This is a genomic window from Pseudomonas sp. D1-1 (assembly GCF_051132225.1).
Taxonomy (GTDB): Bacteria; Pseudomonadota; Gammaproteobacteria; order Pseudomonadales; family Pseudomonadaceae; genus Aquipseudomonas.
The window spans coordinates 5,791,900-5,806,209 of sequence record NZ_CP071676.1 but is presented as its reverse complement, the minus strand read 5'-3'; the positions used below and the strand labels follow the sequence as shown (position 1 = coordinate 5,806,209).

Genomic DNA, 14,310 nt, shown 5'->3' with positions numbered 1-14,310 from the left:
TGCTTACTTGACTCGCCGCGCCTTGCTGCACATGCAATCGGGTGTCATCGGCTAACTCCATTCCAAACCGAGTATAGACAGCACCCGCAACCTCGCAACGCGACGGCGTAAATCGTTTGAAACAGCTGGGACTTGCGCCAGAGCCCACGAATGGAGAAGGATGCGCAGCAGAGTGATGGCAAACCGATATAACGGCGACGTATCAAGGATGAGGCAGTTATGAAAAATAGGTCTTAGGAGTTTTTATGCGCCAGCTAAGTTATGTCATTCCTATTTCATTGCCTGTTGTTTCCTGGAGTTGTCATGAACACCGCCGCATTGCGCGAGCAGATCCAAAAAGCCCAACAGCACGAGGCCGAGACCGGCCTGCTGAGTCGTCAGCTGACGGCCCAGTTACCGACGCTGCACCCCGCCATTCAGCTCCCGGACGCGAACGCCAACGACGTTCTGGCGCGGTTTGTCGCAGCCTATATCAACGAAGTGCCTGACCTGCTGGATGCAGCCAATGACGTCGCCAGGGAGGCGGGTATCGAGTCGCAGATCAAGCCCGTACTGAAAATTGCCGAGCAGTATTTCCTCCAGCCTCCGACGATCATGGCCGGGCATGTCGGGCTCAACAGCCTGCTCGACGAAGCCTATCTGGCGCACCGGTTTGTCGAGGAGGTCAACGACCTGTACATCAAGCATTTCGGCCAGCCGCTGATCCCCTTGGACATGACGGTTGCCAATCTGATTGCCCATCAGTTGATCGGTGAGGAATTTGCCAACCAACTCGATGAGGTGGTGCATCACGCGTTCGACGAGATGCTCAACGACGAGACGTTTGCACTGGAGTCGGTGGAAACCTACCGCGAGAAGCTCAGCAGCCCGGAAACCGGCGCGGCCTGGAAGCGCTGGCCCTGCATGTCCCGCCGCTTGGGCGTGGGCCTGGAGCTGGATCAGCCGGCTGCTTGATCCTTCAAGAAAAACCCAAACCCCTTGTGGGAGCGAGCCTGCTCGCGAAGCGGTTGATCATTCAACATCATGTCGACTGAAACACCGCTTTCGCGAGCAGGCTCGCTCCCACATGGGGTCTGTGTTGCTCATCATGAGCGCTGGCGAAGCGGGGTCAGCCAGCTGTTGCGCCAACCCCCACGGTCGTGCGCAAGCGTCCTTCCAACCGGCGCTTGAGCCCGCGCGATTCGATCAACAACTTCGAACCCTTGCTGGCATTCGCCCGGCTCCATTCTTCGAGCAATTCCAGGCAGGAATGGTCGATATAGCTCAGGTTGTTGAGCGGCACATGCACCGTTGCGCCTTCGGGAATGGTGTTCAGCACCTGGGTCAGGGCTGGAACCTTGAGGAAGGTCGCCGCACCCACCAAGCGCAGTTCCATCTCGCCGTCCTGGGGCAAGTCGATCAGGCTGATCTTCAGGCGCGAGGCTTTCCACGCCAGTTTCACCAGGGTCAGGCCAAAACCGATCAGCACGCCGGTCAGCAGGTCGGTGAAGATGATCGCCAGCGCCGTCGCGGCGTAGGTGAACATCGGCATCCGGCCATAACGGCCCAGGCCACGGAACGCCTTGATATCCACCAGTTTGAAACCGGTGTAGACCAGCACACCCGCCAGGCTCGCCACCGGGATGCTTTGCAGCACGCTGGACAGCAGCAGCACGAAGAGCAACAACCACAGGCCGTGGAAGATCGTTGACATTCGTGTGGTCGCGCCGGCCTGGACGTTGGCCGAACTGCGTACGATCACGCCGGTCATTGGCAAGGCGCCGAGCAGGCCACAAAGCATGTTACCGACACCTTGGGCGGACAGTTCCCGATCGAAATCCGCCCGCTCGCCGCTGTGCATGCGATCGACGGCAGCCGCCGAGAGCAAGGTTTCCGCACTGGCGATGAAAGCGACCGCGAACGCGGCGATCAACACGGAGGGGTCGGCCAGGTTCAGCAAATCCGCCGGGCGCAGCCAGTCGATGGCTTCGGCCATGTTTTCCGGGACCTCCACGCGCTTGACCTGCAACGCCAGCAGCAGGCTGGCAACCGTTGCCAGGCCCACGCCGAGCAGGGCGCCAGGAACGAAGCGCAGGCTATGGGGGCGAAACTTTTCCCACAGCCACATCACTGCGATCGTCGACAGGCCGAGCAAACCGGCCTGCCAGCCGAACGAAGGTAAAGCCTGGGCCACTGCCGCCGGGAACGCCGCCAGGTTATCCAGCCCGGAAGGCTTGGGCGCCGCGTCAAGCATCACATGGACCTGGGACAAGATGATCAGCACACCGATACCGGCCAGCATGCCGTACACCACGGCAGGCGCGGTGACCCTGAACCAGCAACCGAGGCGAAAACGCCCGGCCAGCAGTTGCAGCAGCCCGGCCAACAAAAGGATCGGCCCGAGCATTGCCACGCCATGCTGGCGCACCAGTTCGAAGACCAGCACCGCCAAACCGGCCGCCGGGCCGCTGACTTGCAGCTTGGAGCCAGCCAGGAAGCCCACGATCAGACCACCGACGATACCAGTGATCAGCCCCTTCGCCGGTGGCAGGCCCGATGCAATGGCAATGCCCATGCACAAGGGCAGCGCCACCAGGAATACAACCACCGAAGCCAGGAGCTCCCGTGGCAGAACAGCTTTTAATTGAGCAGCACGCATGGCGACTCTCCCGAAATTTTCTTCAGGCATGGCGAGGCCCGCCCGCGCAAATGGCGGGAGGCTCGACCACACAAGGATGTTTAGGAGCGGTTAGAAGCGCGCTTTGGGCGTCGCCACCGGTATCGGATGGCTGCCATCGAGCGGCAGGAAACAACCCTGGTCCGCATCAAAGGCTTTGATCTCGCTGGTCTCGATGTTGTACACCCAGCCATGGATGAACAACTGGCCGCTGGCCATGCGAGAGGCCACCGAAGGGTGCGTTCGCAAATGCTGCAACTGGGCGATCACGTTCTCTTCGGTGAGGACGGGCATGGTCTGCTTTTCGTCACCGCACGGGCAGTTGTCGTGGACCATGGTCTTGGCGACTTCGGCGTGGCGCAGCCAGGCCTTGACTGTCGGCATTTTTTCCAGGGTGTCGGGGTTGAGCACCGCACGCATGGCGCCGCAATCGGAATGGCCGCAAACGATAATATGTTGCACACCCAGGGCCAGCACGGCGTATTCAATGGCGGTGGAAACGCCGCCGTTCATTTGTCCGTACGGTGGAACGACGTTGCCGACGTTACGGGTCACGAACAGGTCGCCTGGGGAGCTATGGGTGATCAGCTCAGGCACGATGCGCGAATCGGCGCAGGTGATGAACATCGCCCGGGGTTTCTGGGCGGTGGCGAGTTTCTTGAAGAGTTCTTCCTGTTGGGGAAAGATCTCGTGATGGAAATGCAAAAAGCCGTCAACAATGTGCTGCAGCGCTGCATCGGCGGTTTCCGCCTCGGGTTGGGCTGAAGCCGACGCAGCCAACGGCTGTTTATCCTTGTCACTCATGATTCATCCTCTTGACGGTTACGACGCCAGTGGCTGGTTAAAAAACATCCGGATCGAAGCTCGACCCGTCAGTCACTCGCTGAACAAGGTAGCGGCCGAAACTTAACTCAAACTGAATCGAAGGCTCTAGGACAACGATTCCAGGGGTGGCGAAACACTGGCGCAGTTCATGTCCAGCGCCCGTTCCAAGGTCAACTTTAATCAAATCAACGACATCTGTCGGCCGGGCGGACAGAAGGCATCGCAGTCAAGATTGTAACCATCTCGTCGGTTCAGGCCCAAACGCTTGAGCGTCTTGGCGAAGCGCTGAGCCAGCAGGTCGGCGAACGGACCTTCGCCGCGCATCCGCACGCCAAACCGGCTGTCATACAGTTCGCCGCCGCGGCTCTGGCGCACCAGGCTCAGCACATGGGCGGCGCGCTGCGGGTAGTGCGCCTGCAACCACTCCTCGAACAGCGGCGCCACTTCCAGCGGCAGGCGCAACATGACGTAGGCGGCATTCTGTGCACCGGCAGCGTGGGCTTCGGCCAGCAGGCTTTCAATCTCGCTGTCATTGATCATCGGGATCATCGGCGCGCACAGCACGCCGACGTTGATGCCCGCCTCGCGCATGACCTTTATCGCCCGCAACCGGGCCTTCGGCGCCGCCGCGCGGGGTTCGAGGATGCGCTTGAGTTCGTCGTCCAGCGTGGTGAGGCTGATCATCACATGTACCAGGCGTTGCTCTGCCAGTTCGGTCAGCAGGTCGAGGTCGCGCAGGATCAGCGAGCCCTTGGTAACAATCGTCACCGGGTGCCGATAGCGCAGCAGCACTTCGAGAATCCGCCGGGTGATGCGCTGTTCGCGTTCGATCGGCTGGTAGGGATCGGTATTGGAACCCAGGGCAATCGGCGCGCATTGATAGCCGCGCCGCGACAACTGCTCCTCCAGCACATCGGCGGCGTTGGTCTTGGCGATCAGCCTGGTTTCGAAATCCAGCCCGGGCGACATGTCCCAGTAGGCATGGCTGGGGCGCGCATAGCAGTAGATGCAGCCGTGTTCGCAGCCTCGATAAGGATTGATCGAACGATCGAAAGGGATATCCGTGGAGGTGTTTCGAGTGATGATGGTCTTGGCCGTTTCGATGCGCACCTCGGTGCCCTGGGTCGGCGGCACTTCCTGATACCAGCCATCGTCCTCGGCCACCGAACGGCTCGGCGCGAAGCGGTTGTGCGGGTTGGTGGCGGTGCCGCGGCCACGGGGCGGAAGTGAGACGGACATGGGAATACTCCGAAAGCTGTATGCGCATACAGTATTCGCTGCCGTCGATTCAAGCCAGTGCCGTTTGGCGGTTCAGGAAAAGCAGGCCCTGGTTCACGGCGCTTTGACGTCTTGCTCACAGGCTTTTAACCGAGGCGAACCGAAACTGACGACTTCAAAATCCTTGGTCGGCGGTTGCTCCCCATGCTCAAGCTCTGTTTGCGTTCCCTGCTTTGCCTGGCGTTGCTCGTCGCGCTGGTCGACTCCGCCGCCCAGGCCGCCACCGGCGCCGAGGCCAGGCCCGGCGAATGGGCCCAGCCCGTGGAAAAACGCTACGACCTCTACCAGATGTCGCCTACGCTCTATCGCAGTTCCTTGCCGGACGGCGGTGCCTTGCCCCTGTTGGCGAAACTCGATATCGGCACAGTCATCAATTTTCTGCCTGATTCGGACGCGAACTGGTTGTCCGCGCCTGACATCAAGCAAGTGCAGTTGCCCTATCGCACCAATCACGTCGACGACAGCGACGTTCTCAAGGCCCTGCGCGCCATCCAGGACGGGCAAGCCAGGGGGCCGGTGCTCATGCATTGCAAGCACGGCTCGGACCGTACCGGCTTGATGGCCGCCATGTACCGGGTGGTTGTGCAGGGCTGGAGCAAGGAAGACGCGTTGGAGGAAATGACCGAAGGCGGTTTCGGCGACAGCCATCACTTCAAGGACGGGGTTCGCTACATGATGCAAGCCGATGTCGAGAAGCTCCGTATTGCCTTGAGAGACGGCGATTGCAGTACCAGCGTCTTTGCGCTGTGCTCGTTGAAAGGCTGGGTCAATTCAACGACCACGGCGCGTCACCTCGATCCTCAGTCATTGGCTCCTTCACGCTGATTGGTCGCGCTGAGGAAGGCGCTTATGGATTCGGATAACGGCCGCGAGTCGCCCGGCCCGAATATGTGTTCGCGAAGCGCCCTGCCGGTCGTCGCTTTAAAGATTCCGTCGCGCTGGAACCTCTGGAAAACCGACTCGGCCAGGGCCTTGGACCACGAGTAGGCGTACACTCTTGCGCCGTAGCCCGTCACCATATGGTCCAGCCCGTTGGCCAGGCGTGCATTGGCAATTACCGGCAAGTGGCGGGTCTTTTCGCTGACCTGCTGGAAGACTTGCTGGACGCTGCGTCCATCGGCGTGGGTGCGATGCAACTCGAAATCCAGCAGCGCCTTGCGCAACTCGTTGGCGGTTTCCCAACTGGCCTGAGTGCTGATGAGCCTCATGAACTGATCGGCCATCTCGTCAGGCAAGGCTGCTCCGGTTTGATGATGCGCCGATACGCGGATCAGAAAATCCTTGGCGAAGCACCATTTTTCCAGCAGACATCCGGCGAATTCGACCGTATCGCGGGATGACTTATTGATCGCCGATAGGTCGCGATAGGCTGCCTGGCTCAAGACCTGATGCAGGCAATGGCCGAATTCATGGACAAGGATGCGTAGCTGCAGATGGTCGAGCAAGGTCGGGTTCGCCGCTGTGCCCCGTGGCAGCCAGCCATGCAGTGCGGCGATCGGGCGTCGGAGCACGCCTTCGGCGGTAATCTGACGGTCGCGAATGGTCGTGGTGTAGGAGAAACCTTCTCGATCATCAGATTTGAACGGATCGAAATAGATATAACCAATGCTCGTTCCGCTCTCCGTGACCTCAAAAAGACGTACGTCAGGATCCCAGCTGGCCACATCCTTGCGTTCGATGAAGTTCACGGTGAATAGATTCGACGCGATCACCAGCAGCTTGGAAAAAACCGCTTCCAATGGAAACCAGGCACTCAATGCCTGCTGTGAGATGCCCGCCTCCCGCTGGCGAATTTTTTCCGCCAGGTACCAGTAATCCCAAGGTTCGGGCTCGCTGAGACCTCGTTCACTGGCGAAGGCCTTGAGCTCATCGGTCTCCAGGCGGAAGGTGCTTTGCTGCGACTGGAGTTGATTGTCCAGAAAAGCCAGGACCTCTGCGGTGGACTCGGCCTGCTCCGACGCGATCGCGTATTGAGCGTAATCCGTGTAGCCCAGTAACTTGGCATACTCGTGCCGGTCGTCCAGCAGTTGCTTGAGGACGTTGCCATTGTCGAATTGCCCGGCTTGCGGGCCTTGATCGGACGCACGGGTGTTATACGCAACGTGGATCTGCTGGCGTAACGAGCGATTGTCGGCATAGTGGGTGACGATGCGATGCGACTCTTCATCAAGGGTCAGCAGCCATCCCGTGCGGTCGACCTTGCGGGCCAGGTGGGCCATGTGCTGTTTGAACGCCACCGGCAAGCCGCTGAGCAGGGCCTCATCGTCAATGAGGATGTCCCAGGCTTTGTTGGCCGACTCCAGCTGGTCCAGAAACAGACCTTCGGCGTTTCGAATACGGACTTGCACCAGGCTCAGGTCGCTCGCCGTGGTCATCGGCATGTTTTCACGAAACTGTCGCAGGTTTTTTTCCAGGACCCTCTTGCGTGCCGGTTCGAAATTTCCGGCTATTTCGCTGTTCGCCAGGCGCTCGTAGAGCTGAAAAAGTTCGGTGTTTTGTTCCAGTCCGACCTTAAATTCGTGCAGCCGTGCATCGCAATCGAGCGAGGACTGCTTCCAGGCGTCACCTGTCCGGGTCGAGGTCAGGCGGTTTAGCAAGTAGCCGAAACCCTCAAGCCGCGTGTGGATTTCATCCATTGCCAAGACGAGGTCGTCCCAGGTTGGGAAGGGTGTCTGGCTGGCAATGATCGCGGCAACTTTGATGCGGCTTTCGGCGATTATCTGGTCGAGGGCCGGGGAAAAGTGTTCGGCCTGGACGCGCGAAAAGGGCGGCAGGTCGTAGTCCTGCAGTAGCGGGTTATCAGCGTTTGGCATGGAAAGCTTCCTTTCAGTCTGGACGTGTCGGACCAGTCTGAAGAGGAAGGCAGGGCGCCCTGCGGTATATATGTATCGCTTCCGGGCCGGGCAGCCCGGAAGGTGATGCCGGAGATTTCAGTCGGTTTTTTTCTTCAACTTGGGGTTGGGGAAGAACTGCACCGCCTGGACCTTGGCGTCCGGTGCTTTCAAGGCGGACGTATTGACCCGGGTGCCCAATTCCTTGGGCACCGACAGGCCTTGTTCGTTGAGCGTGTCGGAATAACCACAAGCCACGCACTCGCGATGGGGCACGCCGTCTTCGTTCCACATCATCAACTTGTCCGGTTCACTGCACGCCGGGCAGACTGCCCCGGCGATGAAGCGTCGTTTGGTAATCACAGGCCCCTCACTCATGCTGCCGCGTCCTCGCTCAGGCCGCTATGGCGCAAGAGTGCGTCAATCGATGGCTCACGGCCACGGAAGTCGACGAACAGCACCATTGGCTCCTGGGAGCCGCCACGCGCCAGGATCGCCTCGCGGAAGGCGCGACCGGTGTCGGCGTTGAGCACGCCATCTTCTTCGAATCTGGAGAACGCATCGGCCGACAGCACTTCCGCCCATTTGTAGCTGTAGTAACCCGCCGCGTAACCGCCGGCAAAAATATGCGCAAAGCTGTTGGGGAAGCGGTTATAGGCAGGCGGACGCATCACCGACACCTCGTCGCGTACGCCTTCGAGCACTTGCAGTACGCTACGACCATCGCCATGGGTGGCGTGCAGTTCGAAGTCGAACAGCGAGAATTCCAACTGGCGGACCATCATCAGGCCGGACTGGAAGTTCTTCGCCGCGAGCATTTTTTCCAGCAGGTCCTGGGGCAATGGCTCACCGGTTTCGTAGTGACCGGAAATCAGCGCCAGGCCTTCAGGCTCCCAGCACCAGTTTTCCATGAACTGGCTCGGCAGCTCCACGGCGTCCCAGGCCACGCCGTTGATGCCCGACACGCCGGCATGGTCGACGCGGGTCAGCAGGTGATGCAGGCCGTGGCCGAACTCGTGGAACAGCGTGGTCACTTCATCGTGGGTCAGCAGCGCTGGCTTGCCACTGTCGGCCGGGGTGAAGTTGCACACCAGGTTGGCGACCGGGCTTTGCAGCGCGCCATCAAGGGTGCGGCGACGATCACGGGCGCCATCCATCCAGGCGCCGCCACGCTTGTTGGGGCGGGCGTACAGATCGAAGAAGAAGCGCCCGACGTGCTGGCCGTGTTCCTTGATCTCGAACAGGCGCACGTCCGGATGCCAGGCGTCGAAACCCTTCAGCTCCGCGATCTCGATGCCATAGAGGCGTTGCACGATGGCGAACAGGCCGCTCAGTACCTTGTCGATCGGGAAGTAGGCGCGCAGGGCTTCCTGGGCGACGCTGTAACGTTGCTGGCGGAGTTTTTCGCCATAAAAGCCGCTGTCCCAGCTTTGCAGGTCGGGGCAGCCCTGTTCGGCGGCGAAGGCTTTCAATTGTTCCAGATCCTGGGCGGCGAACGGTTTGCTGCGCTTGGCCAGGTCGCGCAGGAAGCTGAGCACCTGATCGCTGGATTCAGCCATCTTGGTTGCCAGGCTCAATTCGGCGAAGTTGGCGAAACCCAGCAACTGGGCCAGTTCCTGGCGCAGGTCGAGGATCTGCTCCATCACCGGGCCGTTATCGTTCTGACCGGCGTTCGGGCCCTGGTCCGAGGCACGGGTGCAGTAGGCGGCGTAGACTTCTTCGCGCAAGGTGCGGTCTTCGGCGTAGGTCATCACCGCGTAGTAGCTGGGAAACTCCAGGTTGATCAGCCAACCGTCGAAGCCTTTGGCCTGGGCCGCGGCGGCCATCTGCGCCTTGGCCGAGTCGGTCAGGCCGGCGAGGGCGGCCTCAGAGGTGACATGCTTGGTCCAGGCCTGGGTCGCGTCGAGCAACTGGTTGGAAAAGCGGCTGCCGAGTTCGGACAGCTTGCTTTGCACTTCGGCGTAGCGCTTTTGCTGCTCGGGCGGCAGATCGATGCCCGACAGGCGGAAGTCGCGCAGCGAATGTTCCAGGATGGTTTTCTGGGCCACGTCGAAACCGGCGGCCTCGGGGCTGTTCGCCAGGGCTTCGAACGCCTGGAACAGTTCGCGGTTCTGGCCCAGCTCGGTGGAATAGGCACTCAGCGCCGGCAGGCAAGCCTCGTAGGCTTCGCGCAACTCGGGGCTGTTGCGCACCGCGTTCAAATGGCTCACCGGGCTCCAGGCCGCGCCCAGGCGATCATTGAGCTCATCCATTGCCAATACCAGGCCGGCCCAGGTGGGCTGTTCGACTTGCGTCTTGAGGATCTCGGCGATGGCGGCGCGGTTGTCAGCCAGGATCTGCTCGATGGCCGGTTGCACGTGCTCGGCACGGATCGCCGAGAATGGCGGCAGGTCGTAGGGCTGCAAAAGAGGGTTGTTCACGCTCACGGTTGGCACCTTGGCTGGAAGAAACATGGGCCCATCTTAATTACAATCGACGTTCACCGCAGCTAGCAGCGCCTATCATCGGACAAGAGAGAGCCTATCGTGACCCTTCGAACGTACCAGAACCACAGCCCGCGGCTTGCCCGGGGCGCTTTTGTCGACAGCACCGCGGTGGTGATCGGCGACGTCGAGATCGGCGAAGACAGCTCCGTCTGGCCGCTGACAGTCATTCGCGGCGACATGCACCGCATCCGCATCGGCGCCCGTACCAGCGTCCAGGACGGCTGCGTGCTGCACATCACCCACGCCGGGCCGTTCAACCCCGATGGCTTCCCGTTGCTGATCGGCGACGACGTGACCATCGCCCATAAAGTCATGCTCCATGGCTGCTCGGTGGGCAGTCGGATCCTGATCGGCATGGGCAGCATTGTCATGGATGGCGCGGTGGTCGAAGACGACGTGATCATCGGCGCCGGTAGCCTCGTACCGCCGGGCAAGCGCCTGGAGAGCGGCTTTTTGTATGTGGGCAGCCCGGTGAAGCAGGTCCGGCCGCTGACGGACAAAGAGCGGGCCTTTTTCACCTACAGCGCGGCGAACTACGTGAAGCTCAAGGATTTGCATCTGGCTGAAGGCTACGACCAGCCTTGAGTGATTTGCCAGGCCCTTATTCTCGTGGCGAGGGAGCTTGCTCCCGCTGGGCTGCGTAGCAGCCCCACTTACTTCCTCAGGACCAGCCATGCACTACCAGACCATACTCTTCGACCTCGACGGCACGCTTACCGACCCGCGCGAGGGCATCACCCGTTCGATCCAGTTCGCCCTGGGCAAACTGGGCATCGACGAGCCCGACCTGACCCGTCTCGAACACTTCATCGGCCCACCGCTGTTGCAGGCCTTCATGCAGTTCTATGCCTTCGATGAAGCGAAAGCCTGGGACGCGGTGAATTTCTACCGCGAGCGCTTCAAGGTCACCGGCCTCTACGAAAACCGTGTCTTCGACGGTGTCGTGCCGCTGCTGGAAACGCTCGGTGGCCAAGGCCGACAGCTTTATATCGCCACGTCCAAGCCCTGGCTTTTCGCCCGGGAAATCGCCCGTCATTTCGATTTCGCCCGGCACTTCAAGGTGATCTACGGCAGCGAACTGGACGGTACCCGTACCAACAAGGTCGAGCTCATCGCCCACCTGATGGCCGAAGAAAGCCTCGACCCGGCCAGCACTCTGATGATCGGCGACCGCGAACATGACTTGATCGGCGCGCGCAGCAATGGTCTGGACGCGGCGGCGGTGGGGTACGGATTCGGCAGTTTCGAGGAGTTGAGTGCGCAGAACCCGGTACATCATTTCCAGACGCTGGAGGAGCTGCACCAGGCATTTTTGCGGGGCTGAAGACACAACTATCGGAAACGTCCGACATGCTCTAAAGAATTGTCTGATTTTCAGCACCTGCCACCGGGCATAGGTTCTCTGCAGACAGTTTTATCCATCGAGCAAGGAGAACAGCATGATTCAGCTGTCGCAAACGGAGCAGGTGATTTGGGATATGTATTTTGTCAGCGCCTTGCCGCAGGTGATGCAGCAGTTACCGGGCCGCCGTCCCGAGTTGATTGCGGAGAGCGCGGCCGAAGTCGCCGATGAAATGCTGGTGGAGCGCCGCGAGCGTCGCCCGGTGGCACAAAGGACTCTGCCGGTCAGGGACGCAACGATAAAATGAAAAAATAAATCCGGGACATGGTGGACCCCTGTGGCGAGGGAGCTTGCTCCCGCTCGGCTGCGAAGCAGTCGTAAAACCAGCGGATAAGGTGTGCCTGACGCCCCACGCCCAGCGGATTTTGGGGCCGCGCCACGCCCCAGCGGGAGCAAGCTCCCTCGCCACGCGAGCCCGGCGTTGTTCACTCCGGCGCGTCAAACACCAGCGACCCCTTGATCGTCGCCCAATGCGCCGCTTCGGCGTCGCCCAGCTTCTCGGCCTTGACGTAGCTCAGGGCGAGCATTTTGCGCGTGCCCGGCAGTACCAGGGCGAGCTGATACTGAAAGACCTTTTCGTTGCCCTTGTTGAACTGGCTGCGTAGCTCGATGGCTTCGACTTCCTGCCGAGCCCCCACGCGCAACGTGGCGCCGGGTTGGCAGCGCAGGTCCTGGACCTGCTTTTCCAGGCGCTTGAGCTGGTCGTCGAGGTTGCTTTGCAGGGTTTCTCCTTCGGCGAGCAGGCTGCGGCTGACGATCAGGGACGTGCCTAGTCCGGGGAACTTGAGGATGTTGATCGAGGCGTCGAGCAACTCGCTGGGCGGCAGCTGGAGCTGAAATTCATTCAAACGGTAAGTCATGGCGCATCAGGTCTCGAAGTTAGCCTTTGGGTTAGCCTTTGGGAAAGGCGGCAGCGACGTTGGCATCGATGCTGGCCTTGACGCCCTGGCCGTCCGGCGTGGCACCGGGGCCGCCGCCGTTGTTCAGGTGCAGCACACCGCCGGTGTTGAACTCGGCATCGCCGCTGGCGTAGAAGCTGATCTGCACGCCGGTCAGGTTGATCTGGCCGCTGGCGTTGAGCTCCAGGATGCTCTCGCCGCATACCAGGCGCAGGTTCTCGCCCACTTCAATGACGTAGCTCTGGCTGATGCTGTCGGTCTTGCGCTGGCCCACCGACAGGATGTCCTCCTGCTTGACGATGCGCAGGCGGTTGTTGCCGATGATCACCGTTTCGTCGTGGCCGATGCTCTTGGTGCGGTCGTGGCCGACCGAATGGCTCTCATCCACCTCGACCACGATGTCCTGGTTGCGCTCGGCATGGATGTAAAGCTGCTCGGCGCCTTTCTTGTCTTCCATGCGGATTTCATTGAAATTTGCCGGCGTGCCACCCTTGCTCGAACGGCTTTTCATGCCGCTCTGGGTGGCTTTCTCAGGCAGGTCGTAAGGCACGGTCTGCTCGGCGTTGTAGACACGGCCGGTGATGATCGGTCGATCCGGGTCGCCTTCGAGGAAGCTGACGATGACTTCCTGGCCGATACGCGGAATCTGCATCGAGCCCCAATTCTTTCCGGCCCAGCTTTGCGACACCCGAATCCAGCACGAACTGTTTTCGTTGGATTGATCGTGGCGATCCCAATAGAAGTGCACCTTCACCCGGCCGAACTGGTCGGTCCAGATTTCCTCGCCCTTGGGCCCGACCACCAATGCGGTCTGCGGCCCCTTGACGATGGGGCGGTGGGTGATTGCCATCGGGCGGAAGCTTTGCTGGGCGTCGATGCAGGTCAGGCTGCTTTCGAACTGCGCCGAGGGCGCGCCGACGCCGCTCTCGCCACTTTCCTGGGAAAGGTAATAACGCGCGCCGACGATCAGGTATTCGCGGTTCTGGTCCTGGCGGCTGAAACCGGTCAGGCTGAACAAATGCCCCGAGCCCAAGCCTCGGGCATTGCCGGCCAGCTCGACCTGCTCGTGCAGGGTCTGCAAGGCTTCGATGCGGGTGCGGGCGTAGTGCTCGCCGTCCTCGCTTTGCACGTAGGTGCCGGGATAGTCATAGAGCGGATAGTCGCCTGCGGTGTGCGGGCGCGGCATGGCCGAACGCACGTCGATGCGCGCGCTGGGGCGCTGGAAGTCGTAGTCGTTGAGCTCCAGCGACCCCGGTTGGACTTCCTGGGCCAGGTGCCAATCGTGGATATGATCGCGTTCACGCTGCTGCTCGTTCTTCGGGTAATACGGCACCGAGGCGTAGCCGGGCGCTTGGGTATGGGCGCCGTAGGCGTCGGCCAGCACCAGCACATGGCGACCCTGTTCATGACGGAAGAAGTAGTAGATGCCTTCCTGCTCCATCAGCCGGCTGACGAAATCGAAGCTGGTCTCACGGTACTGGACGCAGTACTCCCACTCGCGATACGGGCGGCTGAGGGCGTCTTCGAAGTCGGAGAAACCCAGGTCGCGGAACACCTGCTTGATGATCTGCGGAACCGTCAGGTTCTGGAAAATCCGGCAGTCGGAGGTGCGCGTCAGCAGCCACAGCCAGGGCCTTAGCGTGGCCTGGTAACTGGCAAACTGGCCCTGGTCGATGTTCTGGCTGAAGCGCGCGACGATGCCGTGGAAGTGCCGCTCGCCACCGCCATCCAGCTGAACGCTCACGCACATGGGTTTGCCAAGCACCTGATTGAGGTCGATGGCGTTGTCCAGCGAGTGCAGCTGCAACTCATAGTTGAACAGCCGCCCCAACTCTTCGCCGCCGCCCATGTCCTTGAGCAGCAGCACCTCGGGTCCCAAGGGGCTGGTGATTTTCGCCAGGCGGGAGGCTTGGTTGAATAGCATCGGTTGTCC

Annotated in this window: 13 protein-coding genes; 5 read left to right on the top strand and 8 right to left on the bottom strand. The window is 60.9% G+C overall.

The genetic code is table 11. From position 1 onward, the window contains the following. Positions 1 to 303 precede the first annotated feature (303 nt). Positions 304 to 954 carry a hypothetical protein gene (locus J3P86_RS26300; protein ID WP_434570825.1) on the top strand — a complete coding sequence of 217 codons (651 nt, stop codon included), beginning with the start codon at positions 304 to 306 and terminating at the stop codon, positions 952 to 954. A gap of 154 nt (positions 955 to 1,108) precedes the next feature. Here J3P86_RS26300 and J3P86_RS26295 read toward each other — a convergent pair whose 3' ends face one another. From J3P86_RS26295 to J3P86_RS26285, 3 genes are all read right to left on the bottom strand, one after another. Continuing rightward, positions 1,109 to 2,638: a SulP family inorganic anion transporter gene (locus tag J3P86_RS26295; protein WP_434627031.1), complete on the bottom strand. Its 1,530-nt coding sequence runs from the start codon at positions 2,636 to 2,638 to the stop codon at positions 1,109 to 1,111. 90 nt (positions 2,639 to 2,728) lie between these two features. Then, on the bottom strand, positions 2,729 to 3,460 hold the full coding sequence (locus J3P86_RS26290; RefSeq protein WP_305497838.1) for a carbonic anhydrase: 732 nt from the start codon (positions 3,458 to 3,460) through the stop codon (positions 2,729 to 2,731). A gap of 201 nt (positions 3,461 to 3,661) precedes the next feature. Continuing rightward, positions 3,662 to 4,720 (bottom strand): PA0069 family radical SAM protein, encoded by a 1,059-nt coding sequence (locus J3P86_RS26285; protein ID WP_434699136.1) that lies wholly within the window; start codon positions 4,718 to 4,720, stop codon positions 3,662 to 3,664. A 183-nt stretch (positions 4,721 to 4,903) separates the two neighbouring features. On the opposite strand from J3P86_RS26285, the gene J3P86_RS26280 reads away from it, so the two are divergent. Next, entirely contained in the window at positions 4,904 to 5,584 is a 681-nt protein-coding gene (locus J3P86_RS26280) for a phosphatase domain-containing protein (protein WP_434699135.1), read from the top strand. On the opposite strand, the gene J3P86_RS26275 is transcribed toward J3P86_RS26280, so the two are convergent. From J3P86_RS26275 to prlC, 3 genes are all read right to left on the bottom strand, one after another. Further along, complete coding sequence (locus J3P86_RS26275) at positions 5,560 to 7,572, bottom strand: M3 family metallopeptidase (protein WP_434699134.1); 2,013 nt, start codon at positions 7,570 to 7,572, stop codon at positions 5,560 to 5,562. The genes J3P86_RS26280 and J3P86_RS26275 overlap by 25 nt on opposite strands. Positions 7,573 to 7,689: 117 nt before the next feature. Beyond that, positions 7,690 to 7,968 (bottom strand): YheV family putative zinc ribbon protein, encoded by a 279-nt coding sequence (locus tag J3P86_RS26270; RefSeq protein ID WP_018600854.1) that lies wholly within the window; start codon positions 7,966 to 7,968, stop codon positions 7,690 to 7,692. Beyond that, positions 7,965 to 10,043 (bottom strand): oligopeptidase A, encoded by a 2,079-nt coding sequence (prlC, locus tag J3P86_RS26265; protein ID WP_434699133.1) that lies wholly within the window; start codon positions 10,041 to 10,043, stop codon positions 7,965 to 7,967. Before prlC ends, J3P86_RS26270 begins: the two co-directional genes overlap by 4 nt. Positions 10,044 to 10,115: 72 nt before the next feature. On the opposite strand from prlC, the gene J3P86_RS26260 reads away from it, so the two are divergent. The 3 genes from J3P86_RS26260 to J3P86_RS26250 all read left to right on the top strand — a co-directional run bounded on the left by J3P86_RS26260 (position 10,116) and on the right by J3P86_RS26250 (position 11,725). Further along, positions 10,116 to 10,661, top strand: coding sequence for a gamma carbonic anhydrase family protein (locus J3P86_RS26260; protein ID WP_186643364.1), 546 nt, complete (start codon positions 10,116 to 10,118; stop codon positions 10,659 to 10,661). An 88-nt stretch (positions 10,662 to 10,749) separates the two neighbouring features. Then, the gene (locus J3P86_RS26255) at positions 10,750 to 11,400 is read left to right on the top strand and encodes an HAD family hydrolase (protein WP_434627043.1); all 651 of its coding nucleotides are present in this window, start codon (positions 10,750 to 10,752) and stop codon (positions 11,398 to 11,400) included. Positions 11,401 to 11,515: 115 nt separating this feature from the next. Next, entirely contained in the window at positions 11,516 to 11,725 is a 210-nt protein-coding gene (locus tag J3P86_RS26250; protein ID WP_305497851.1) for a hypothetical protein, read from the top strand. A gap of 178 nt (positions 11,726 to 11,903) precedes the next feature. Here the strand turns inward: J3P86_RS26250 and J3P86_RS26245 are convergent, their stop codons facing one another. Further along, positions 11,904 to 12,338 (bottom strand): DcrB-related protein, encoded by a 435-nt coding sequence (locus tag J3P86_RS26245; protein WP_434627045.1) that lies wholly within the window; start codon positions 12,336 to 12,338, stop codon positions 11,904 to 11,906. 31 nt (positions 12,339 to 12,369) lie between these two features. After that, entirely contained in the window at positions 12,370 to 14,301 is a 1,932-nt protein-coding gene (locus J3P86_RS26240; protein WP_434699132.1) for a type VI secretion system tip protein VgrG, read from the bottom strand. Between the last annotated feature and the right edge of the window lie 9 nt (positions 14,302 to 14,310).

Excerpts from the sequence above, each read along its gene's own strand:
- J3P86_RS26300 (WP_434570825.1), top strand. The coding sequence starts at position 304 with ATGAACACCGCCGCATTGCGCGAGCAGATCCAAAAAGCCCAACAGCAC.
- J3P86_RS26295 (WP_434627031.1), bottom strand. The coding sequence starts at position 2,638 with ATGCGTGCTGCTCAATTAAAAGCTGTTCTGCCACGGGAGCTCCTGGCT.
- J3P86_RS26290 (WP_305497838.1), bottom strand. The coding sequence starts at position 3,460 with ATGAGTGACAAGGATAAACAGCCGTTGGCTGCGTCGGCTTCAGCCCAA.
- J3P86_RS26285 (WP_434699136.1), bottom strand. The coding sequence starts at position 4,720 with ATGTCCGTCTCACTTCCGCCCCGTGGCCGCGGCACCGCCACCAACCCG.
- J3P86_RS26280 (WP_434699135.1), top strand. The coding sequence starts at position 4,904 with ATGCTCAAGCTCTGTTTGCGTTCCCTGCTTTGCCTGGCGTTGCTCGTC.
- J3P86_RS26275 (WP_434699134.1), bottom strand. The coding sequence starts at position 7,572 with ATGCCAAACGCTGATAACCCGCTACTGCAGGACTACGACCTGCCGCCC.
- J3P86_RS26270 (WP_018600854.1), bottom strand. The coding sequence starts at position 7,968 with ATGAGTGAGGGGCCTGTGATTACCAAACGACGCTTCATCGCCGGGGCA.
- prlC (WP_434699133.1), bottom strand. The coding sequence starts at position 10,043 with ATGTTTCTTCCAGCCAAGGTGCCAACCGTGAGCGTGAACAACCCTCTT.
- J3P86_RS26255 (WP_434627043.1), top strand. The coding sequence starts at position 10,750 with ATGCACTACCAGACCATACTCTTCGACCTCGACGGCACGCTTACCGAC.
- J3P86_RS26250 (WP_305497851.1), top strand. The coding sequence starts at position 11,516 with ATGATTCAGCTGTCGCAAACGGAGCAGGTGATTTGGGATATGTATTTT.
- J3P86_RS26245 (WP_434627045.1), bottom strand. The coding sequence starts at position 12,338 with ATGACTTACCGTTTGAATGAATTTCAGCTCCAGCTGCCGCCCAGCGAG.
- J3P86_RS26240 (WP_434699132.1), bottom strand. The coding sequence starts at position 14,301 with ATGCTATTCAACCAAGCCTCCCGCCTGGCGAAAATCACCAGCCCCTTG.